Origin of the sequence: Burkholderia multivorans ATCC BAA-247 (assembly GCF_000959525.1) — a bacterium.
GTDB classification, from domain to species: Bacteria; Pseudomonadota; Gammaproteobacteria; order Burkholderiales; family Burkholderiaceae; genus Burkholderia; species Burkholderia multivorans.
This window is the reverse complement of sequence record NZ_CP009832.1, coordinates 839997-862296: the sequence shown is the minus strand read 5'-3', so window position 1 is coordinate 862296 and position 22300 is coordinate 839997. Positions and strand designations below refer to the sequence as shown.

The window sequence follows — 22300 nt, the reverse complement described above, 5'->3', positions numbered from 1 at the left end:
TACCATGCGCACAGATACATCGCGAAGGAGCGTTTCATGTGTCGCTGGCTCGCCTATACGGGCAACCCGATCCATCTCGAGACCGTGCTGTTTCGCGCGAAGCATTCGCTGATCGATCAGAGCCTGCATTCCGAACTCGGCGCGACGACGACCAACGGCGACGGCTTCGGCATCGGCTGGTACGGGCACCCCGACGAACTGCCGTTCCGCTATCGCTCCGTGCATCCCGCGTGGAACGATCGCAATCTGCGTGAAGCGGCGCGCGCGATCCGCTCGCCGATGTTCGTCGCGCACATCCGCGCGGCAACCGACACGCCGGTGCAGGAAACCAACTGTCATCCGTTCAGGCACGGCCGCTGGCTGTTCGTGCATAACGGACTGATTCGCGATTTCCACAAGCTGCGTCGCGATCTGACGATGAAGATCGATCCGGCGCTGTTCCCGACGCTCGAAGGCTCGACCGATTCGGAACTGATGTTCCGGCTCGCGCTGACGTACGGCCTCGAACAGGCGCCGCTGCCGGCGCTCGAGCGGATGGTCGGCATCGTCGAGGAAACCGCGGCTCGGCATCGCGTCGCCGAGCCGCTGAACATGACGATCTGCGCGACGGACGGCGAACGGATCATCGCGGTGCGCTACTCGAGCGAGCGGCAATCGCGGTCGCTGTTCCACAGCACGTCGTTCAAGCACCTGCACGCTCTGTATCCACATAATCCGCGGATCGCGGAAGCCGGCGACGATGCGTTCATGGTCGTGTCGGAACCGCTCGTCGATCTGCGCGGTGCGTGGGAGCAAGTGCCGGAGAGCACGGCGATCGTCGCGCACGGCGCGGAGGTTCGGCGTATGGGGTTTGCGCCTCGGCATAAGTAGGAGACGGATGTCGGTAAGATAAACTCGACCGTTTGACGCGAGACGGCGCCCCCGAGGGCCGCCCGCACCCCACGGTCGAGCCGGCCGGACCGGACGCCCGTTCGGCCCCGCGGTTTCTTGATATTCTTCGTGCGGCCTTGAACGGGCCTTGCCGACCATGGAGCGCGCAAGGCTCGCGTCCGCTCAACGTAAAAGGGACTACATGATATTGGTGACAGGAGGCGCAGGCTTTATCGGCGCCAACTTTGTACTCGACTGGCTGCGCGCATCCGACGAAGCCGTGCTCAACGTCGACAAACTGACCTACGCGGGCAACCTTCGTACGCTGCAGTCGCTGGAAGGCAATCCGAAGCACGTGTTTGCGCGTGTCGATATCTGCGACCGCGCTGCGCTCGATGCGCTGTTTGCCGAGCACAAGCCGCGCGCGGTGCTGCACTTCGCGGCAGAAAGCCATGTCGATCGCTCGATTCACGGCCCGGCCGATTTCGTGCAGACCAATGTGGTCGGCACCTTCACGCTGCTGGAAGCTGCCCGCCAATACTGGAACGGCATGAACGACGCGGACAAGGCCGCTTTCCGCTTCCTGCACGTGTCGACCGACGAAGTGTTCGGCTCGCTCTCCGCCACGGATCCGCAATTCTCGGAGACGACGCCGTACGCGCCGAACAGCCCCTACTCGGCAACCAAGGCCGGCTCCGATCATCTCGTTCGTGCATACCATCACACCTATGGCCTGCCGACGCTGACGACGAACTGCTCCAACAACTACGGCCCGTACCAGTTCCCGGAAAAGCTCATTCCGCTGATGATCGCGAACGCGCTCGCCGGCAAGCCGCTGCCCGTGTACGGCGACGGCCAGAACGTGCGTGACTGGCTGTATGTAGGCGACCACTGCAGCGCGATCCGCGAAGTACTCGCGCGCGGCGTGCCGGGCGAAACGTACAACGTCGGCGGCTGGAACGAGAAGAAGAACCTCGAAGTCGTGCATACGCTGTGCGACTTACTCGATGCGAAGCGGCCGAAGGCAACGGGCTCGTATCGCGATCAGATCACTTACGTGACAGACCGCCCGGGCCACGATCGCCGCTATGCGATCGACGCGCGCAAGCTCGAGCGCGAACTCGGCTGGAAGCCGGCCGAGACGTTCGAAACGGGTCTCGCAAAGACGGTCGACTGGTATCTCGACAACCAGCAGTGGGTCGACGAAGTCGCATCGGGCGAGTACCGCAAGTGGGTCGAGACCAACTACGCGCAGCGCGCGTAAGGGCGGCAGACATGGCACGCAAAGGCATTATTCTCGCGGGCGGTTCCGGCACGCGCCTCTATCCGATCACACAGGCCGTATCGAAGCAACTGCTGCCCGTGTACGACAAGCCGATGATCTACTATCCGCTGTCGACGCTGATGATCGCGGGCATTCGCGACGTGCTGATCATCTCGACCCCGCAGGACACGCCGCGCTTCGAATCGATGCTCGGCGACGGCAGTCAGTGGGGGATGAACATCCAGTACGCGGTGCAGCCGTCGCCCGACGGTCTCGCGCAGGCGTTCATCATCGGCAAGGACTTCGTCGGCAACGATCCGTCGGCGCTGATTCTCGGCGACAACATTTTCTACGGCCACGATCTCGCCAAGCAGCTCGAGCACGCCAACGCGCAGGAGCACGGTGCGACCGTGTTTGCCTATCACGTGCACGATCCCGAGCGGTATGGCGTCGTCGAGTTCGACAAGGACTTTCGCGCGCTGTCGATCGAAGAGAAGCCGGCCAAGCCGCGTTCGCACTATGCGGTCACGGGCCTGTACTTCTACGACAACCGCGTGTGTGACATCGCGGCCGACATCAAGCCGTCCGCGCGTGGTGAACTGGAAATCACCGACGTCAATTCGCGGTATTTGCAGGACGGCACACTAAACGTCGAGATCATGGGCCGCGGCTACGCATGGCTCGACACCGGCACGCACGATTCGCTGATCGAAGCGGCGAGCTTCATCGCGACGCTGCAGAAGCGGCAAGGGCTGGTGGTCGCGTGCCCCGAGGAAATCGCATACCGCCGCCACTGGATCGACGCGGAACAAGTGCAGAAATTGGCGCAGCCGCTGGCGAAGAACGGCTACGGCAAATATCTGCTGAACATTCTTACGGATCAGGTTGCATGGCCATCACGGTAACTGCTACGGCACTGCCCGAAGTCAAAATCATCGAGCCGAAGGTATTCGGCGATGCGCGCGGATACTTCTACGAGAGCTTCAACGGGCGCGAGTTCGCGGAGCAGGTCGAGCCGGGCGTCGAGTTCGTGCAGGACAACCATTCGCGCTCGGCGAAGGGTGTGCTGCGCGGGCTGCACTATCAAATCCAGCATGCGCAGGGCAAGCTCGTGCGCGTGGTCGAAGGCGAAGTATTCGACGTGGCGGTAGACATTCGCCGCAGTTCGCCGAATTTCGGCAAATGGGTCGGCGTGACGCTGTCGGCGGACAACCATCGGCAGCTTTGGGTGCCGCCCGGATTCGCGCACGGCTTCGTCGTGCTGTCGGAGGCGGCGCAGTTCCTGTACAAGACCACCGACTATTGGTACCCCGAGCACGAACGCAGCATCCTGTGGAACGATCCGGACATCGGCATCGAGTGGCCGATCGATTTCGAGCCGCTATTGGCGGCGAAGGATGCGGCAGGCAAACGGCTCGCCGAAGCCGAGTGCTTCCAGTGAGGGCCGCCGTGCAGACCTCCGATCGCAAAACGATTTTGCTGACCGGCATCAACGGCCAGGTCGGGTTCGAATTGCAGCGTACGCTGCAGGGGCTCGGCAACGTGGTCGCCCTCGATCGCAGCCGGCTCGACCTGTCGCGTCTCGATCAGGTGCGCGACGTCGTACGCGACCTGAAGCCCGATCTGATCGTGAATCCCGCCGCTTATACGGCGGTCGATCAGGCGGAGACCGACGTGGCAATGGCCACACGGCTGAATGCGGAAGCGCCGGCCGTGCTCGCGGAAGAAGCGAAGCGCATCGGCGCCGCGCTGATCCATTATTCGACGGACTACGTGTTTTCGGGCACGAAAGCAGGCCCGTACGTCGAGGACGATGCAGTCGACCCGCAAAACGTGTACGGCAGGACGAAACTCGACGGCGAACGCGCGATCGCGGCATCGGGATGCGCGCATCTGATTTTCCGTACGAGCTGGGTCTACGGCACGCGCGGCAAGAACTTTCTGCTGACGATGCTGCGGCTCGGCGCCGAGCGCGACGAACTGAAAGTCGTCGCCGACCAGATCGGCGCGCCGACGTGGTCGAATACGATCGCAACACTGACCGCGCACGTCGTCGCGCAAGCCATATCCGCCCCGATGCGCGACGAATGGTGGCATGCGCATTCGGGTATCTATCATCTGTGCGCCGCCGGCTCGACGTCGTGGCATGGCTTTGCCGAAGCGATCTTCCGCCTCGCCGATCTGGCGAAGAAGCCGGCGGTAATGCCGATTCCCGCCAGCGCGTATCCGACGCCCGCGAAGCGGCCGGCCAATTCGCAGATGGCGAATGCGAAGCTCGCCGAGCATTTCGGTCTGCACGCGCCGCACTGGGAAGCGGCGCTCGCGCTCTGCATGATGCAGACGGTTCGGCATTCCACTTAGATCGCGCGCGAAACGCGCGATTTCCCCGCGATGCAGTGCGGTCTTTAACATTTGTTGATCCTGCATCGCGGGCGCTTCGGTTATAACCATCGGTCCCCAAGCTGCCTGTCGGCCCCTTCACCCACGGAGCCCCCATGCTGAACCTGGAAACCGCCCAACAATTCCTGATGACCCGCGGCCTCGACTTCGGCCTGAACCTCCTCGCCGCGATTGCGCTCTGGTTCATCGGCCGCTGGGCGATTCACGTCGGCACACGCCTGCTCGGCAAGGTCGTGCGCCGCTCCGGCAAGGTCGACCCGACGCTCGCCGACTATCTGAGTTCCGTCGTCAGCGTGCTGCTGACGATCCTGCTGATCCTCGCCATCCTGCAGCTTTTCGGCGTGCAGACCACGTCGTTCGCCGCGCTGCTCGCCGGCCTCGGTCTCGCGATCGGTACGGCATGGGGCGGGCTGCTGTCGCATTTCGCCGCGGGCGTGTTCATGCAGGTGCTGCGCCCGTTCAAGGTCGGCGACGTGATCAGCGCGGGCGGCGTCACCGGCACGGTGAAGGAGCTCGGCCTGTTCGGCACGACGATCATCACGGCCGACAACGTCGTGACGATCGTCGGCAACAACAAGATCTTCTCGGACAACATCGCGAACTACAGCGCAACGCCGTACCGCCGCGTCGATCTGACCGCGAAGATCGCGAACGGCGTCGATGCGGTCGACGCGATCAACCGGCTGAAGGCCGCGGTCCAGAAGATTCCGAACGTGCTGACCGATCCGGCGCCCGACGTCGGCGTGCTGCAGTTCACGCCCGAAGGGCCGCTGCTGTTCGTGCGCCCGTCCACGCAGCCCGCGAACTACTGGCAGGTCTACTGCGACACGCACCGCGTGATCCTCGACACGTTCCGCGACGCGCAGTACCCGACGCCCGAAACGCCGGTCGCGCATCGCAGCGCATGACGGCATCGCGACGCAAACGCGACACGCGACACGACAGCCTCCCCGAAACGACGAACGAACAAGGCGGGCGGACCGCGCGGAAAGCGGCCGCCACAAAACAAAACCCCTCGCAGTACCACGCGAGGGGTTCGTCGATCGTCGATGCGCGGCACATCGCCACGCTCGTTCACCGCACTTCCGTAGCCGGCGTCACCGCCCGCCGGTCTTCTGCGTCGTATCGGAATGCCGCCCGCGCAGGAGCTTCCATAGCGCGCCGATCGCGACCGGCACCACCGCCGCGCCGATCCCGGCCAGCACGATCACGTTCAGATACTGGCGGATGAACGGAATGTTGCCGAAGAAATAGCCGAGCAGCACGAGCAGCAGCACCCAGATCAGCGCGCCGAGCACGTTGAACAGCTGAAAGCGCGCCGCGCTCATCGCCGAAGCGCCCGCGACGAACGGTGCGAACGTGCGCACGACCGGAATGAAGCGCGCGAGCACGATCGTCTTGCCGCCGTGCTTTTCATAGAACGTGTGCGTCTTCTGCAGCGCCGCGCGATCGAGGAAGCGCTCGAGCACCGGGATGCGCGTATTGAACACCTTCGGGCCGACCCAGCGGCCGATCAGATAGTTGACGGTATTGCCGCCGATCGCCGCGACGAGCAGCAGCACGATCAGCGCACCGACATTCATTTCGCCGGTCGCGGCGAACGCGCCGCCGATGAACAGCAGCGAATCGCCGGGCAGAAACGGAAACACGACCAGCCCGGTCTCGCAGAACACGATCAGGAACAGCACCAGGTACACCCACGCGCCGTACTGCCGGATGAAATCGCCGAGGAAGGCGTCGATATGCAGGACAAGGTTGACGAAATGAAGCAGCGTATCCAAATGCGATTCCTCGAAGGCGAAAGGGCCAGACCGGCCACCGGGGTGAAAACGGCGTCCGGCAAGGCCGGCGCGCGCGACGCAGCCATGATACCCAAACTGCCTTCGCGCTCCGTGAAAAAACGTAACGGCCGGGCGCGCCGGCACGCATCCGCGGCCTCGCTATAATTCGGCCATGTCCGAATTCACCGAAACGGCCGCGACCGCCGCGCCCGCCCCTGCTCCGCGCCCGCTACGCGCGATCCAGCCCCTGCCCGACCAGCTGATCAGTCAGATCGCCGCGGGCGAAGTCGTCGAACGTCCAGCGTCGGTCGTCAAGGAATTGCTCGAGAACGCGATGGACGCCGGCGCGACGACGCTGCGCATCGTGCTCGAGGAAGGCGGCGTGAAGCGCATCTCGATCACCGACGACGGCTGCGGGATTCCGCCCGGCGAGCTCCCGCTCGCGCTGATGCGTCACGCGACGAGCAAGATCCGCTCGCTCGAAGAGCTCGAAGCGGTCGCGACGCTCGGGTTCCGCGGCGAGGCGCTCGCGTCGATCGCATCGGTCGCCGAGATGTTCATCACGAGCCGCACGGCAGACGCCGCGCACGCGACGCGCATCGACGCGCAGACAGGCGTGCTGTCGCCCGCGGCCGGCGCGGTCGGTACGACGATCGAGGTGCGCGAGCTGTACTTCAACACGCCCGCGCGCCGCAAGTTCCTGAAGAGCGAGCAGACCGAATTCGGCCACTGCGTCGAAATGATCCGCCGCGCGGCGCTCGCACGGCCGGACGTCGCGATCTCGGTGCTGCACAACGGCAAGGCCGTCGAGCACTGGAACGCGACCGAGCCTGCGCAGCGCGTCGCGAAGATCCTCGGCGACGGTTTCGCGACCGCGCACCTGCCGCTCGACGAGCGCGCGGGCCCGCTCGCGGTCTACGGCTGCGCCGGGCTGCCGACTGCAAGCCGCGGCCGCGCGGACCAGCAATACTTCTTCGTGAACGGCCGCTTCGTGCGCGACAAGCTGCTCACGCACGCAGTGCGGGCCGCGTACGAAGACGTGCTGCACGGCGACCGCTATCCATCGTACGTGCTGTTCCTCGACCTGCCGCCGGAAGCGGTCGACGTCAACGTGCATCCGTCGAAGATCGAGGTGCGGTTCCGCGATTCGCGCTCGATCCACCAGTTCGTATTCCACGCGGTGCAGCGCGCGCTTGCGCGCCATGCCGGCGCGTCGCCGGAAACCACCGCGGGCGGGCACGCCGCGCATCTCGAACCGGCGCCGCGCGGCCCGGCGTCGTTCCTCTCGACGCCGCTCGGCCAAAGCCAGAATCAGCCCGCATCGACGGCCGGCAGCGGTTTCTCGTCGCCGTCTTCGTCGGCGCCGGGCAGCACATGGCTACGCCAGGCGCGGATGACGCAGGGCACGCTGCCGGTCGCGCAGCCGCTCGCGCTCTACGATGCGCTGTTCGGCCGCAAGGACACGGGCGCCGGCACGCCGGACGCCACGACGACGGCGCGCGACGCGGCCGACGACCCGGCCGCGCCGCTGCCCGGGTTCGCGGCGATGCCGTCCGCTGCTTCCATGCACGACGAGCAGCCGCTCGGTTTCGCGCTCGGCCAGATCCACGGCATCTATGTGCTGGCGCAGAACGCGCACGGGCTCGTGATCGTCGACATGCACGCGGCGCACGAACGCATCCTGTACGAGCAGTTCAAGAACGCGCTCGCGGACCGCGCGGTGGCCGTGCAGTCGCTGCTGCTGCCGGTATCGATGACGGCGACGCCGGTCGAGATCGGCACCGTCGAGGAAGAGCGCGACACGCTCGAAGCGCTCGGCTTCGACCTTGCGGTGTTGTCGCCGACGTCGCTCGCGATCCGCGCGGTGCCTGCACTGCTGAAAGACGCCGACCTGCAGGCGCTCGCGCGCGCGGTGCTCGCCGATCTGCACGCGTTCGGCGGCTCGCGTGTGCTGACCGAACGCCAGCACGAACTGCTCGGCACGCTGGCGTGCCATCACGCGGTGCGCGCGAATCGGCGTCTGACGCTCGACGAAATGAACGCGCTGCTGCGTCAGATGGAAGCGACCGAGCGCGCGGACCAGTGCAATCACGGCCGGCCGACCTGGTATCAGCTCACGCTGAGCGATCTCGACCGCCTGTTCATGCGCGGCCAATGAGCGTGTCCGCGCAGTCCGTCCCGACGACGATCGCCTGTCTGCTCGGCCCCACCGCATCGGGCAAGACCGCCGCTGCGCTGGCGCTCGCCGCGCGCCGACCGATCGAGATCGTCAGCGTCGATTCGGCGCTCGTCTACCGCGACATGGACATCGGCACCGCGAAACCGACGCGCGACGAGCGCGCACGCGTGCCGCACCATCTGATCGACATCATCGACCCGGCCGACGCGTATTCTGCGGCCAGCTTTCGCGCGGACACGCTGCGGCTGATCGGCGAGATCGTCGCGCGCGGCAACACGCCGCTGCTCGCGGGTGGCACGATGCTGTACTACAAGGCGCTCACGCAAGGGCTGAACGATCTGCCGACCGCCGATCCCGCGGTGCGCGCCGAACTCGACGCCGAAGCCGCACGCGACGGCTGGCCCGCGCTGCATGCACGGCTCGCGCAGGTCGATCCGGCAACGGCGGCGCGGCTCGCGCCGAACGACGCGCAGCGCATTCAGCGCGCGCTCGAAGTGTTCATGCTGAGCGGGCAGCCGATGTCCGCACTGCTCGCGGCGCCGCGTCCCGCCGACGACGCGGCCGCCGCCTACCGCTTCGTGCCGGTCGCGCTCGAACCGTCCGATCGCGCGGTGCTGCACGCCCGCATCGCGCAGCGATTCGACGCGATGCTCGCCGCGGGCTTCATCGACGAAGTGGAACGACTGCGCCGCCGCGACGATCTGCATCTCGGCCTGCCGTCGATGCGCTGCGTCGGCTATCGGCAGGCATGGGAATTCCTCGACGGCGACATCGATTACCGGACGATGCGCGACAAGGGCATCTTCGCGACGCGCCAGCTCTGCAAACGGCAGATCACGTGGCTGCGCGCGATGCCGGAACGGATCGTCGTCGATTGCATCGCGCCCGATTCGACCGCGCGCGCGCTCGACGCGCTCGAACGCGTGCTCGACGGGCACATTCCCGCGGGCTGAGCCGAAGGACATCGCCCGGTCGCGCGCCGCGACGGCGCCGCTACGCGGCGCCCCGCGCAGCGCGGCCGGAGCAAGTCTGCACCGTCGCCGCGCTCATTGCGCGAGCGTCACGAGATTCGCGTCGCGCACGAGCTGCCAGCGGCCGTCCTGCTTGCGGAAGATCGTCAGCGTATGACCGGACCGGCGCACGGTATCGCCGCCGGGAGGCGTCGCTTCGATCTCGATGAAGTTGCGCATGTACGCCCAGTCGCCGAGCACGCGCAGTTCGTCGATCCGGTAGCGGCCGTCGATCTTCGGCGCGTCGGTGCCGCCGGTATTCGCATCGCGCGACGCGGCCGCGAACGCCGCCTTGTCGAACGGCGGCCGGCCGGCCACCATGAAGATCGCGTCGTCGGCGATCAGGTCGAGTACGGTGGCCAGATCGCCGCGCCGGCTCGACACGAACCAGGTGTCCACCAGTTCGCGAATCGCCCGTTCGTCTTCGCTCATCGTCGTCCCTCCTTCGCCGGCGCGCCGTACGGCGCCCGAAAAAAAACCGCCCGGTGCCAGCCCGGGCGGTTTTGCTGATCCATCGGCAGAACGCGGCGCGTCAGACCACGACCGTCTGCGCCTCGCCTTCGCGGCTCGCGCGCACGGTGCCGATCTTCCACACCTGTTCGCCGGCAGCCGTCAGATCGGCGACCGCTGCGTCGGCATCCGCCGCCGACACGATCACGGCCATCCCGATCCCGCAGTTGAACACGCGGTGCATTTCCGCATCGGCGACGCCGCCGTGCTCCTGCAGCCACTTGAACAGCGGCGGCAGCGGCCACGCCTTCTGGTCGAGCTCGGCCGTCAGGCCTTCGCGCAGCACGCGCGGAATGTTCTCGACGAGGCCGCCGCCCGTGATGTGCGCCATGCCCTTCACGGCGATCTTCTGCATCAGCGCGAGCAGCGGCTTCACGTAGATGCGCGTCGGCGCCATCAGCGCGTCGGCGAGCGAGCGGCCGTGGAAATCGGCCGACAGGTCGGGATTCGCGCGCTCGATGATCTTGCGCACGAGCGAGAAGCCGTTCGAGTGGATGCCGCTCGATGCGAGGCCGAGCACGACGTCGCCCTCGGCGATCGTGCTGCCGTCGATGATCTTGCTCTTCTCGACCGCGCCGACCGCGAAGCCGGCCAGATCGTATTCGCCGTCCGGATACATGCCCGGCATTTCGGCCGTTTCGCCGCCGATCAGCGCGCAGCCCGACAGTTCGCAGCCTTGCGCGATGCCCTTGACGACGGTGGCCGCCGTGTCGACGTCGAGCTTGCCGCACGCGAAGTAGTCGAGGAAGAACAGCGGCTCGGCGCCTTGCACGAGGATGTCGTTCACGCTCATCGCGACGAGATCCTGGCCGACCGTGTCGTGTTTGTTCAGATGAAACGCGAGCTTGAGCTTGGTGCCGACGCCGTCGGTGCCCGACACGAGCACGGGCTCCTTGTACTTCTTCGGCACTTCGAACAGCGCACCGAACCCGCCGATGCCGCCGAGCACGCCATCGCGCAGGGTTTTCTTCGCAAAAGGCTTGATCTTGTCGACGAGGGCGTCGCCGGCATCGATGTCGACGCCTGCGTCGCGGTAGGACAGACCCTGAGCGTCGGGAGCGGATTTCGGAGGATTCATGGGGGAATGCGAGAAGGTCGGTAAAATGCGATTTTACCCGAAGCCGGCCCGCTGGCCGGAATTCCCCGCATCGAATCGTCAGGGATCGCATCTTGGCCAACACGTCCCCGTTTTCCTCGCCGAGCGAGCCGCGCACGACGCCGCGCGCCGCCCTGCGTACGGTCGCGCGTGCCGCCAACCGGCCTGCGTTCCGCGGTGCGTGCCCGGCGCCCGGCACGCGTTTTTCCAATCGACCCGCATGGTGACCCGTCAACTGACGCTCGATCTCGGCACGCCGCCGCCCGCCACGTTCGACAACTTCATCACGGGCGAGAACGGCGAGCTCGTCACGCGGCTGCAGAAGCTCGATCTCGCGCTCGCGGCGGGCCCCGTGCCCGACCGCTCGTTCTACATCTGGGGCGAGCCCGGCAGCGGCCGCAGCCATCTGCTGCAGGCGCTCGTCAGCGACGCATCGTACGGCTACGCACGCTATCTCACGCCGCAAAGCCCGCTCGGCGCGTTCGCGTTCGATCCGCGCATCGGCATCTATGCGATCGACGACTGCGACCGCATGTCCGATACGCAGCAGGTCGCGCTGTTCAATCTGTTCAACGAAGTCCGCGCGCATCCGTCGAGCGCGTTCGTGGCGGCGGGCCCGGCGGCGCCGCTTGCGCTCGACGTGCGCGAGGATCTGCGCACGCGGCTCGGCTGGGGGCTCGTGTTCCACCTGTCGCCGCTGTCCGACGCCGGCAAGATCGAGGTGCTGCGCCTCGCGGCGAAGGAGCGCGGCATCACGCTGACCGACGACGTGGCCGCCTATCTGCTCACCCATTTCCGGCGCGACATGCCGAGCCTGATGGCGCTGCTCGACGCGCTCGACCGCTTCTCGCTCGAGCAGAAACGCGCGGTCACGCTGCCGCTGCTGCGCCGGATGCTGGCCCGCCCCGGCGACGACATCGCGCCGCCCGGCGCGGGCCCGAACCGCTTCGAGTAAAATGCGCTTCCATGACTAATCTGGCACTCTTTGACCTCGATCACACGCTGATCCCGACCGATAGCGACCACGAATGGGGCCGCTTCATGGTGAAGCTCGGCATCGTCGACGCGGAAAGCTTCTCGCGTCAGAACGATCAGTTCTTCGCCGACTACAAGGCCGGCAAGCTCGACATCCATGCGTACCTGACGGCGATGCTCACGCCGCTCGCGAAGTATTCGCGCGAGCAGCTCGCGCAATGGCACGAGCAGTACATGCACGAGGTGATCCGGCCCGCGATGACGCCCGCCGCGCTCGAACTCGTGCGTACGCACCTCGACGCGGGCGATCTCTGCTGCATCGTCACCGCGACGAACGAATTCATCACGCGGCCGATCGCGGCCGCGTTTGGCGTCGAGACGCTGATCGCGTGCGAGGTCGAGACGATCGACGGCCATCCCGATTCGCCGTACACGGGGCGGCCGACCGGTACGCCGAGCTATCGCGAAGGCAAGATCGTGCGCACCGAAGCCTGGCTCGCCTCGCTCGGCAAGCACTGGGACGACTTCGAGCGCAGCTACTTCTACAGCGACTCGCACAACGACATCCCGCTGCTCGAGAAAGTCACCGATCCGATCGCGACCAATCCCGACGACACGCTGCGCGCGCATGCCCGCGACCGCGGCTGGCGCATCCTCGATCTCTTCTGAACGTCGTGATCAAGAAACTCATCCGCAAGCTGCTCGGCCAGGACGACGCCGTGCAAACCTCCCCCGCCGCGAGCGCGGCCGACGCACCGGCCTCGACCGCGCCGCGGCCGGCCAGATCCGCGCGCGCCGCCGCCGCGAAAAAGCCGCGCAGCAATCACGAGCCGACCATCGTGCCGGCCAGCGTGCACGGGATCGATCCCGCGCTGATCTCGAAGAACGCGGTGCGCGTGACCGACACGCTGCAGCAGGCCGGTTACCGCGCGTTCATCGTCGGCGGCGCAGTGCGCGACCTGCTGCTCGGCATCGCGCCGAAGGATTTCGACGTCGCGACCGACGCGACGCCGACCGAAGTGCAGCGCCTGTTCCGCCGTGCGCGCCTGATCGGCCGCCGCTTCCAGATCGTCCACGTGCAGTTCGGCCAGGAGCTGATCGAGGTGTCGACGTTCCGCGCGCTCGTCGATGCGCCGCCCGAAGCCGCGACGGCCGAGCCGCCCAGGCGCCTGAAGCGCGACGAGCTCGATCGCCGCACGCATGCGGTCGACGCGAGCGGCCGCGTGCTGCGCGACAACGTCTGGGGCGAGCAGCACGAAGACGCCGCGCGCCGCGACTTCACGATCAACGCGATGTACTACGACCCGTCGACGCAGACCGTGCTCGACTACCACGACGGCATGGCCGACGTGCGCGCGCGCCTGCTGCGGATGATCGGCGATCCGGCCACGCGCTACCGCGAGGATCCGGTGCGCATGCTGCGCGTCGTGCGCTTCGCGGCGAAGCTCGGCTTCGAGATCGAGCCGCACACGCGCGAGCCGATCAACGCGCTCGCCGATCTGATCAACAACGTGCCGGCCGCGCGCCTGTTCGACGAAATGCTGAAGCTGCTGCTGTCGGGCCATGCGCTCGCGTGCCTGCAGCGGCTGCGCAAGGAAGGGCTGCACCACGGGCTGCTGCCGCTGCTCGACGTCGTGCTCGAACAGCCGCAGGGCGAGAAGTTCATCACGCTCGCGCTGAACAATACCGACGCGCGTGTGCGCGCCGGCAAGCCCGTATCGCCGGGCTTCCTGTTCGCGACGCTGCTGTGGCACGACATGCGCCAGCGCTTCGAGCAGTACACGGCCGAAGGCGAATTCCCGGTGCCCGCGCTGCACCGCGCGATGGACGACGTGCTCGACATGCAGACCGAAAAGCTGGCGATCCACAAGCGCTATTCGGCCGACATGCGCGAGATCTGGGGCCTGCAGCTGCGCCTCGAAAAACGCTCGGGCCGCAGCGCGCTGCGGCTGCTGGAACACCAAAGATTTCGAGCGGGGTATGATTTCCTCCTGTTACGCTGCGAATCCGGCGAGCTCGACCCGGCTGTCGGACAGTGGTGGACGGATTTCATCGAAGGCGACGCGGCCGCGCGCGAGGCACTGCTCTCGCAGGGCGGGTCGAAGGAAAAATCGCCCCGCAAGCGGCGCCGCCGCGGCGGTGCGCGCAACCGCAAGTCGGGCGAAGGCGCCGCCGAGCAGGCACCCGATACCGCGGGCAGCTCCGACGACTGACGCGCTCGCCGGCGAACGACGCAGGAAGTGATGCCATGACGGTTGCATATCTCGGGCTCGGCGCAAATCTCGGCGATGCGCGCCAGACCCTGAAGGACGCGGTGGTGTGTCTCGCGCAGCAGCGCACCATCACGATTCTCGACAAGTCGAGCCTGTACCGCACCGCGCCGATCGATGCGGGCGGCGACGACTACTACAACTGCGTCGTCAAGGTCGACACGACGCTCGCCGCGCGCGAGCTGCTCGCGCTCTGCCAGAAGATCGAACATCACTTCGGCCGCGAACGTCCGTACCGCAATGCGCCGCGCACGCTCGACATCGACATCCTGCTGTTCGGTGCCGATTCGATCGACGAGCCCGACCTGATCGTCCCGCATCCGCGCCTGACCGAGCGCGCCTTCGCGCTCGTGCCGCTCGTCGAGGTCGAGCCGCTGCTCGACATTCCGGCGCGCGGCCGCGCCGACGCATTCCTCGCTGCGGTCGCGCACCAGCGCATCGAGAAGGTGCAGACCTGTCAGTGCCTGATGAAGGCGCTCGCCGCCGGCGACGGCGCCGACAAGAACCGCTGCCGATGAACCCCACACCGCTGACCGTCACCGCGCCCGATCTGCGCGCCCCGCATCGCTATCTCGTGATCGAAGGGCCGATCGGCGTCGGCAAGACGACGCTCGCGCAGCTGCTGGCCGAACGCTGGTCGATGCAGACGCTGCTCGAGCGGCCGCAGGACAACCCCTTTCTCGAGCGCTTCTATCGCGACACCGCGCGTTATGCGCTGCCGACGCAGCTGTCGTTCGCGCTGCAGCGCGCGCAGCAGGCGGCCGAGCTGATCGGCGCGCTCGATACGGGCCGGCCGGTCGTCGCCGACTTCATGCCGCAGAAGAACGACATCTTCGCGCGGCTGAACCTGCCCGAAGACGAATGGCAGCTGTACCGGTCGATCGCCGCGCATCTCGAAGCGCCGCGTGCGCCGGCGCCCGATCTCGTCGTCTATCTGCAGGCGAGCCCCGAAGTGCTGTTCGCGCGGATCCAGAAGCGCGGGCTGCCGATGGAACTGCAGATCGGCGATGCGTACCTGCGCGCGCTCGTCGACGCCTACAACGAATTCTTCTATCACTACGACCGCACGCCGGTGCTGACGGTCGCCGCGGAACACCTGAACCCGCTGGATTCCCCCGAAGACTTCGCGCTGCTGGTCGAGCGCATCGAAACGATGCGCGGCCGCAAGGAATTCTTCGTCAAGGGCGAGACGACGCGCTGACACGCGTCCCGCCCGTCGTTTTTCACTCATCGAACCGGATTTCTCCATGACCTATCTCCAGGAATCGAGCCGGCCTGCCGTGACGGTGCCGAAGCTGCAGGCGATGCGCGACGCCGGCGAGAAGATCGCGATGCTCACGTGCTACGACGCGAGCTTCGCCGCATTGCTCGACCGCGCGGGCACCGACGTGCTGCTGATCGGCGATTCGCTCGGCAACGTGCTGCAGGGCCACTCGACGACGCTGCCCGTGTCGCTCGCCGACATCGCGTATCACACCGCATGCGTCGCGCGCGCGCAGCCGCGTGCGCTCGTCGTCGCCGATCTGCCGTTCGGCACCTACGGCACGCCGGCCGATGCGTTCGCGAACGCGGTCGAGCTGATGCGCGCAGGCGCGCAGATGGTCAAGCTCGAAGGCGGCGAATGGCTCGCCGAGACGATCCGCTTCCTCGTCGAGCGCTCGGTGCCGGTATGCGCGCACCTCGGCCTCACGCCGCAGTCGGTGCACGCGTTCGGCGGCTTCAAGGTGCAGGGCAAGACCGAAGCCGGCGCCGCGCAGCTGCTGCGCGACGCGCGCGCGATCGAGGCGGCCGGCGCACAGCTCGTCGTGCTCGAAGCGGTGCCGACGCTCGTCGCCGCCGAAGTCACGCACATGCTGAAGATTCCGACGATCGGCATCGGCGCGGGCGCCGACTGCTCGGGGCAAGTGCTCGTGCTGCACGACATGCTCGGGATCTTCCCCGGCAAGCGGCCGCGTTTCGTGAAGGACTTCATGCAGGGGCAGCCGAACATCGAGGCGGCGGTCGATGCATACGTGAAGGCAGTGAAGGACGGCTCGTTCCCCGGGCCGGAGCATTCGTTCTGAGCATCCATTGCGGCGCGCCCACGCGAGCCGTCGACAAACGAAAGCGCGACGTCCGTTGCCGGGCGTCGCGCTTTTTACTTGCGGCGGGAGGGACCGTGCCGCGCTACTTCGTCAATACCGCGTCGAGCGCGCCGCGCAGCGCGTTCGTGAGCAGCAGCGCCTGCGCGCGCGAGAGATCGTCGCGCGTGACGATGCGCTCGACCGCGCCGAAGGCCGGATCGTCGAGCAGCACGGCGCGCATCACGCCCGGCAGCACGCCCGACGCGAGCGGCGGCGTCACCCATTGCCCGTCGAGCTTCACGAACAGGTTCGAGCGCCCGCCTTCGGTCAGCTCGCCGCGCTCGTTGACGAACAGCATGTCGAAGCCGCCGAGTGCTTCCGCCGCCTGCCAGGCGCGATCGTAGTCGGCGCGGCGCGTCGTCTTGTGCAGCAGCAGCGCGTCGTTCGCGCGCGTCGGCGCGAAGCCGTGGTCGGCTGCGAGCCAGACGCGCACCGGCCCCGCAGGCAGCGGCTTCAGCGCTGCGGCGACGATGTCGAGCGTGCCGTCCTTCGCAAGCGAGAGCTTCATCCGGTACGGCCCGTCGCCGTCCAGCGCCGCGCAGCGCGCGTCGATCGCGCGCCGCAGCGCATCGGCATCGAAGCGAAAGCCGAACGCGTCCGCGCTGCGCTGCAGCCGCGCGAGGTGGCGATCGACGTGGCGGATGCCGTCCGCGCGCGTCGCGCAGGTCGTCTCGAACAGCTGGAAGCCGGGATCGGCGTCGGTCAGGAAGCGTGCTTTCAATTCGCACTCCGCGTATTCGTCGGCGGCCACGCTGTCGAGCACGATGCCGGCGCCGACGCCCATCGTCCCGCGCCGCCGGTCGTCGCCCGCCGGTGCGGAGGCCGGCGGCGCGTCGAGCGTCAGCGTCCGGATCGCGACCGACAGACAGAAATCGCCGCACGCCGCGGCCGCATCGCGCGGCGCATCGAGCCAGCCGATCGTGCCCGTGTAGAGGCCGCGCGGCGTCGTCTCGATCGCATCGATCAGCTGCATCGTCTTGTGCTTCGGCGCGCCCGTGATCGAGCCGCACGGAAACAGCGCGCGCAGCATGTCGGCGAACGTCGTGCCGTCGCGCCAGCCGGCCTCGACCGTCGACGTCATCTGCCATACCGACGCATACGGTTCGACCGAAAACAGCGCCGGCACGCGGACCGTGCCCGTGCGCGCGATCCGCGACACGTCGTTGCGCAGCAGATCGACGATCATCACGTTTTCCGCGCGGTTCTTCGGATCGTTCCCGAGGAACGCGGCGGACGCCGCATCCTGCTGCGGATCGGCCGAACGCGGCGCAGTGCCCTTCATCGGCCGCGCGCGCAGCAGTTCGCCGTGCTTCTCGACGAACAGCTCGGGCGAGCACGACACGACCCACGCGCCGTCCGGCAGCGCGATCAGCGCGCCGTAGCGCACCGGCTGACGCGCACGCAGCCGCCGGTACAGCGCGAGCGGCGTGCCGAACACGTCGAAGTTCAGCCGGTATGTATAGTTGATCTGATACGAATCGCCGGCGCGCAGCGCGTCGTGCACGGCGGCGATCGCCGCGCCGAACGCGTCGCGCGTCACGCTTTTCCGCACATGCGCGACGCCTGCGATCGACGGCGTATCGGCGCCGTCCTGCGCGGCGAGCCACGCGTCGACCTCGGCACGCGACAGACGCTCGCAGCGCGCATATAGCAAAAAGCGCAGCGGGGCATGGCCCGGCTGCGCGCGTTGCAGATTGCGTCCGAATTCATAGTCGCCGACGACGACCGCATGCAGACCGTCGCGCAAGTCCTGCGCGAGCGCCGCATCGAGCGCGTCGAGCCGTGCGGGATCGGTACACACGCGTTCACGCACGAAGCCCGAATACAAACGACTCGACCGCGCGGACGCGGTCGAGTCGCAATCGTCCAAGAGCGCGAACGACGCGCTCCCGTTACCGTCAGTCATGACTTACTCGAAGAAGCTCTTCACGCGGTCGAACCAGCTCTTGCTCTGCGGGCTGTGACGCGCACCGCCTTCGGCCAGCGACTTCTCGAACTGCTTGAGCAGATCGCGCTGATGGTCGGTCAGCTTCACCGGCGTCTCGACCTGGACGTGCACGTACAGATCGCCGGCAATGCTCGAGCGCAGCCCCTTGATGCCCTTGCCGCGCAGACGGAACGTCTTGCCCGACTGCGTGCCTTCCGGCACCGGGAACGTCGCGCGACCGGCCAGCGTCGGCACTTCGATCTCGCCGCCGAGCGCCGCCGTCGTGAACGGGATCGGCATCTGGCAGTGCAGATCGTCGCCGTCGCGCTCGAACACAGCGTGCGGCTTGATGTGGATCTCGACGTAGAGGTCGCCCGGCGGCCCGCCGTTGATGCCCGGCTCGCCGTTGCCGGCCGAGCGGATCCGCATCCCGTCGTCGATCCCGGCCGGGATCTTCACTTCGAGCGTCTTGGTTTCCTTCACCTTGCCCGAGCCGTGGCAATGCGCGCACGGCTCCGGGATGTAGGTGCCGGTGCCGTGACACTTCGGGCAGGTCTGCTGGATGCTGAAGAAGCCCTGCGACATGCGCACCGAGCCCTGGCCATGACAGGTCGGGCAGGTTTCGGGCTTCGTGCCCGGCTTCGCGCCCGAGCCGTGACAGACTTCGCACGACACCCAGCTCGGCACGCGGATTTGCGTGTCGTAGCCGTGCGCGGCCTGCTCCAGCGTGATTTCCATGCTGTAGCGCAGGTCGGCGCCGCGATACACCTGCGGGCCGCCGCGGCCGCCGCGACCGCCCGCGGCCTGACCGAAGATGTCGCCGAAGATGTCGCCGAACGCGTCCGCGAAGCCGCCGAAGCCCTGTGCGCCCGCACCGCCCATGTTCGGGTCGACGCCCGCGTGGCCGTACTGGTCGTACGCGGCCCGCTTCTGGCTGTCCGACAGCATTTCATAGGCTTCCTTCACCTCCTTGAAATGCTCTTCCGCATCCTTGTTGTCCGGATTGCGGTCCGGGTGGTACTTCATCGCCAGCTTGCGATACGCCTTCTTGATTTCGTCGTCGCTCGCGTTCTTCGCGACGCCCAGAACCTCGTAGTAATCCCGTTTCGCCATATCGATTCACCGCCGCCGCGCGCCGCACGCGCGTCGGCTCCTTTCGCCCGCAGTAAAGTCTCTCGACTCGTCCGGCGCCGCAGACGTTACGCAGCGCCCGCCAAAAAACAAATGTGCCCGGAGGGCCGCGAAGCCCGCCAGGCGTGGAGTCGATCCGGCCATCCGCCGCGCAGCGCGCAGCGGCAGGAAGGAAAGACAGACGGCTTGTCGGCCGCGCCGCGCGCGGTTCGCGCGCGGCGTACGGTGCCATTGCAACCCGGCCTCAGTCCTTCTTCACTTCCTTGAACTCGGCGTCGACGACGTCGTCCGCAGCCTGCTGCGCGCCGCCCTGCGCCGCGCCCTCCGCTGCACCGGCCGCGCCGGCCGCACCCGCCTGGGCCTGCATGTCGGCGTACATCTTCTCGCCGAGCTTCTGCGATGCCTTGCCAAGCTCCTCGACCTTCGCGTCGATCGCAGCCTTGTCGGCCGACGTGTCCTTCAGCACGTCCTCGAGCGACTTCAGCGCCGCCTCGATCTTCTCCTTCTCGCCGGCGTCCAGCTTGTCGCCGTACTCGGAGAGCGCCTTCTTCGTGCTGTGGACGAGCGCGTCGCCCTGGTTGCGCGAATCGGCCAGCTCACGCAGCTTGTGATCTTCCGCCGCGTTCGCTTCCGCGTCCTTGATCATCTGATCGATTTCCGCCTCGGACAGACCCGAGTTGGCCTTGATCGTGATCTTGTTTTCCTTGCCGGTCGCCTTGTCCTTCGCGCCGACGTGCAGGATGCCGTTCGCGTCGATGTCGAAGGTCACTTCGATCTGCGGCACGCCGCGCGGTGCGGGCGGGATGCCTTCGAGGTTGAACTCGCCGAGCAGCTTGTTGCCGGCCGCCATTTCGCGTTCGCCCTGATACACCTTGATCGTCACGGCCGACTGGTTGTCGTCCGCCGTCGAATACACCTGCGAGTGCTTCGTCGGGATCGTCGTGTTCTTGCTGATCATCTTCGTCATCACGCCGCCGAGCGTTTCGATGCCGAGCGACAGCGGGGTCACGTCGAGCAGCAGCACGTCCTTGCGGTCGCCGGACAGCACCTGGCCCTGGATCGCCGCGCCGACGGCGACGGCTTCGTCCGGGTTCACGTCACGGCGCGGTTCCTTGCCGAAGAATTCCTTCACCTTCTCCTGCACCTTCGGCATGCGCGTCTGCCCGCCGACGAGGATCACGTCGTCGATGTCCGACACCTTGACGCCGGCGTCCTTGATCGCGATGCGGCACGGTTCGATCGTGCGCTCGACCAGATCCTCGACCAGCGCTTCGAGCTTCGCGCGCGTGATCTTGAGGTTCAGGTGCTTCGGACCCGATGCGTCGGCCGTGATGTACGGCAGGTTGATTTCGGTCTGCTGGCTCGACGACAGCTCGATCTTCGCCTTTTCGGCCGCTTCCTTCAGGCGCTGCAGCGCGAGCACGTCCTTCGACAGATCGACGCCCTGCTCCTTCTTGAACTCGCCGATGATGTAATCGATGATGCGCTGGTCGAAGTCCTCGCCGCCGAGGAACGTGTCGCCGTTGGTCGACAGCACTTCGAACTGCTTCTCGCCGTCGACGTCCGCGATCTCGATGATCGACACGTCGAAGGTACCGCCGCCGAGGTCATACACGGCGATCTTGCGGTCGCCCTTCTCGGCCTTGTCGAGACCGAACGCGAGCGCGGCCGCGGTCGGCTCGTTGATGATCCGCTTGACTTCGAGGCCCGCGATGCGGCCGGCGTCCTTGGTGGCCTGACGCTGGCTGTCGTTGAAGTACGCCGGCACCGTGATCACGGCTTCCGTGACCGGCTCGCCGAGGTAGTCTTCGGCCGTCTTCTTCATCTTGCGCAGCACTTCGGCCGACACCTGCGGCGGCGCGAGCTTCTGCCCGTGCGCCTCGACCCATGCGTCGCCGTTGTCGGCCTTGATGATCGAGTACGGCATCAGGCCGATGTCCTTCTGCACTTCCTTCTCTTCGAAGCGGCGGCCGATCAGGCGCTTCACCGCGAACAGCGTGTTCTTCGGGTTCGTCACGGACTGACGCTTGGCCGGCGCACCGACGAGCACTTCGTTGTCGTCCATGTACGCGATGATCGACGGCGTGGTGCGCGCACCTTCCGAGTTCTCGATGACCTTGACCTGGTTGCCTTCCATCACCGCGACGCACGAGTTCGTGGTGCCGAGGTCAATACCGATGATCTTTCCCATTTTTTCCTAATCTCCAGAAATGCTTGTTTGCTGCGCGAAACCGGCCGTTTTGGGCCGGTTTCGCGCGCCGAATTCAACTCTGTTCCCGAAATGCGTCCGGCGGATCCGTTTTCAAGACCTGACGACCGATGCGGATATTAAATTTTTTCAATCGCCGCGCGAAGCAGGATCGTCCTCCGCGGGCGCCGACGCGGCGATCTTCGCGCGCGCGGCGGCGACCGCCGCCTGGAACTGCGCGAGCCCGTGCCAGCCGGTCGCGCGGCCCAGCCGCTTGCTGCGATGGAAGAAGAACCAGGTCGGCACGCCGTGCAACCCGAAGCGGCGCCCCAGCTCGCGATGTTCGTACACGTTGCAGTGGAACCACTTCAGGTCCAGCGCGCGGATCGCGTCGGGCTGCGCGAGCATCGCCTTCTTCGCGATCTCGCAGTTGAAGCAGTCGACGCCCCAGAAGAACACGACCGCGAGCGCGTCGCCGGCGCCGGCGATGCCGGCGTCGAACGTGTCGGCGGACAGCGGCTGCATGCCGAACGCGTCGAACGCGGCCGGATCGACGCCGGCGGGTAGCATGGCGAC

The 22300-nt window shown here is 66.8% G+C and carries 21 protein-coding genes; 14 read left to right on the top strand and 7 right to left on the bottom strand.

From position 1 onward, the window contains the following. The first annotated feature begins 36 nt into the window (after positions 1–36). The 6 genes from NP80_RS16380 to NP80_RS16355 all read left to right on the top strand — a co-directional run bounded on the left by NP80_RS16380 (position 37) and on the right by NP80_RS16355 (position 5442). Positions 37–870, top strand: coding sequence for a class II glutamine amidotransferase (locus NP80_RS16380; RefSeq protein WP_012214048.1), 834 nt, complete (start codon positions 37–39; stop codon positions 868–870). 202 nt (positions 871–1072) lie between these two features. Next, positions 1073–2134, top strand: coding sequence for a dTDP-glucose 4,6-dehydratase (rfbB, locus tag NP80_RS16375; protein WP_035946113.1), 1062 nt, complete (start codon positions 1073–1075; stop codon positions 2132–2134). An 11-nt stretch (positions 2135–2145) separates the two neighbouring features. Beyond that, positions 2146–3039 (top strand): glucose-1-phosphate thymidylyltransferase RfbA, encoded by an 894-nt coding sequence (gene rfbA / locus NP80_RS16370; protein ID WP_006409339.1) that lies wholly within the window; start codon positions 2146–2148, stop codon positions 3037–3039. Then, complete coding sequence (gene rfbC / locus NP80_RS16365; protein ID WP_006409346.1) at positions 3024–3575, top strand: dTDP-4-dehydrorhamnose 3,5-epimerase; 552 nt, start codon at positions 3024–3026, stop codon at positions 3573–3575. The genes rfbA and rfbC overlap by 16 nt, the downstream gene beginning before the upstream one ends. A gap of 8 nt (positions 3576–3583) precedes the next feature. Next, on the top strand, positions 3584–4495 hold the full coding sequence (gene rfbD / locus NP80_RS16360; protein ID WP_006412268.1) for a dTDP-4-dehydrorhamnose reductase: 912 nt from the start codon (positions 3584–3586) through the stop codon (positions 4493–4495). Between the two features lie 134 nt (positions 4496–4629). Further along, positions 4630–5442: a mechanosensitive ion channel family protein gene (locus NP80_RS16355; RefSeq protein ID WP_006401586.1), complete on the top strand. Its 813-nt coding sequence runs from the start codon at positions 4630–4632 to the stop codon at positions 5440–5442. 189 nt (positions 5443–5631) lie between these two features. Here the strand turns inward: NP80_RS16355 and NP80_RS16350 are convergent, their stop codons facing one another. Further along, positions 5632–6315, bottom strand: a complete 684-nt coding sequence (locus tag NP80_RS16350) for a DedA family protein (RefSeq protein ID WP_006401587.1) — start codon at positions 6313–6315, stop codon at positions 5632–5634. A gap of 172 nt (positions 6316–6487) precedes the next feature. Between NP80_RS16350 and mutL the strand changes: the two genes are divergently transcribed. Continuing rightward, the gene (gene mutL, locus NP80_RS16345; RefSeq protein ID WP_006412270.1) at positions 6488–8473 is read left to right on the top strand and encodes a DNA mismatch repair endonuclease MutL; all 1986 of its coding nucleotides are present in this window, start codon (positions 6488–6490) and stop codon (positions 8471–8473) included. Continuing rightward, on the top strand, positions 8470–9447 hold the full coding sequence (miaA, locus tag NP80_RS16340; RefSeq protein WP_006401589.1) for a tRNA (adenosine(37)-N6)-dimethylallyltransferase MiaA: 978 nt from the start codon (positions 8470–8472) through the stop codon (positions 9445–9447). The genes mutL and miaA overlap by 4 nt, the downstream gene beginning before the upstream one ends. A 93-nt stretch (positions 9448–9540) precedes the next feature. Here miaA and NP80_RS16335 read toward each other — a convergent pair whose 3' ends face one another. Next, positions 9541–9936: a YybH family protein gene (locus tag NP80_RS16335; RefSeq protein ID WP_006401590.1), complete on the bottom strand. Its 396-nt coding sequence runs from the start codon at positions 9934–9936 to the stop codon at positions 9541–9543. 100 nt (positions 9937–10036) lie between these two features. Further along, complete coding sequence (purM, locus tag NP80_RS16330) at positions 10037–11092, bottom strand: phosphoribosylformylglycinamidine cyclo-ligase (RefSeq protein WP_006406403.1); 1056 nt, start codon at positions 11090–11092, stop codon at positions 10037–10039. A gap of 238 nt (positions 11093–11330) precedes the next feature. Here purM and hda point away from each other — a divergent pair, with 238 nt between their 5' ends. From hda to panB, 6 genes are read left to right on the top strand one after another with little or no spacing between them, the layout of a single operon-like run. Further along, the gene (gene hda / locus NP80_RS16325) at positions 11331–12065 is read left to right on the top strand and encodes a DnaA regulatory inactivator Hda (RefSeq protein ID WP_006401593.1); all 735 of its coding nucleotides are present in this window, start codon (positions 11331–11333) and stop codon (positions 12063–12065) included. 11 nt (positions 12066–12076) lie between these two features. Further along, complete coding sequence (locus NP80_RS16320) at positions 12077–12754, top strand: histidinol-phosphatase (RefSeq protein WP_006401594.1); 678 nt, start codon at positions 12077–12079, stop codon at positions 12752–12754. A 5-nt stretch (positions 12755–12759) separates the two neighbouring features. Beyond that, positions 12760–14298, top strand: coding sequence for a polynucleotide adenylyltransferase PcnB (gene pcnB, locus NP80_RS16315; RefSeq protein ID WP_006406404.1), 1539 nt, complete (start codon positions 12760–12762; stop codon positions 14296–14298). A 35-nt stretch (positions 14299–14333) separates the two neighbouring features. Then, entirely contained in the window at positions 14334–14873 is a 540-nt protein-coding gene (gene folK, locus NP80_RS16310) for a 2-amino-4-hydroxy-6-hydroxymethyldihydropteridine diphosphokinase (protein WP_006401596.1), read from the top strand. Beyond that, positions 14870–15556, top strand: a complete 687-nt coding sequence (locus NP80_RS16305; RefSeq protein ID WP_006401597.1) for a deoxynucleoside kinase — start codon at positions 14870–14872, stop codon at positions 15554–15556. Before folK ends, NP80_RS16305 begins: the two co-directional genes overlap by 4 nt. 46 nt (positions 15557–15602) lie before the next feature. Next, the gene (gene panB / locus NP80_RS16300) at positions 15603–16418 is read left to right on the top strand and encodes a 3-methyl-2-oxobutanoate hydroxymethyltransferase (RefSeq protein WP_006401598.1); all 816 of its coding nucleotides are present in this window, start codon (positions 15603–15605) and stop codon (positions 16416–16418) included. Positions 16419–16521: 103 nt separating this feature from the next. Here panB and pabB read toward each other — a convergent pair whose 3' ends face one another. The 4 genes from pabB to NP80_RS16280 form a co-directional block, all read right to left on the bottom strand. Next, on the bottom strand, positions 16522–18384 hold the full coding sequence (gene pabB, locus NP80_RS16295; RefSeq protein ID WP_006412269.1) for an aminodeoxychorismate synthase component I: 1863 nt from the start codon (positions 18382–18384) through the stop codon (positions 16522–16524). Between the two features lie 3 nt (positions 18385–18387). Further along, on the bottom strand, positions 18388–19518 hold the full coding sequence (gene dnaJ, locus NP80_RS16290) for a molecular chaperone DnaJ (RefSeq protein ID WP_006406406.1): 1131 nt from the start codon (positions 19516–19518) through the stop codon (positions 18388–18390). Between the two features lie 262 nt (positions 19519–19780). Further along, positions 19781–21727, bottom strand: coding sequence for a molecular chaperone DnaK (gene dnaK, locus NP80_RS16285; protein WP_006401601.1), 1947 nt, complete (start codon positions 21725–21727; stop codon positions 19781–19783). Between the two features lie 147 nt (positions 21728–21874). Further along, complete coding sequence (locus NP80_RS16280; RefSeq protein ID WP_006406408.1) at positions 21875–22294, bottom strand: thioredoxin family protein; 420 nt, start codon at positions 22292–22294, stop codon at positions 21875–21877. Between the last annotated feature and the right edge of the window lie 6 nt (positions 22295–22300).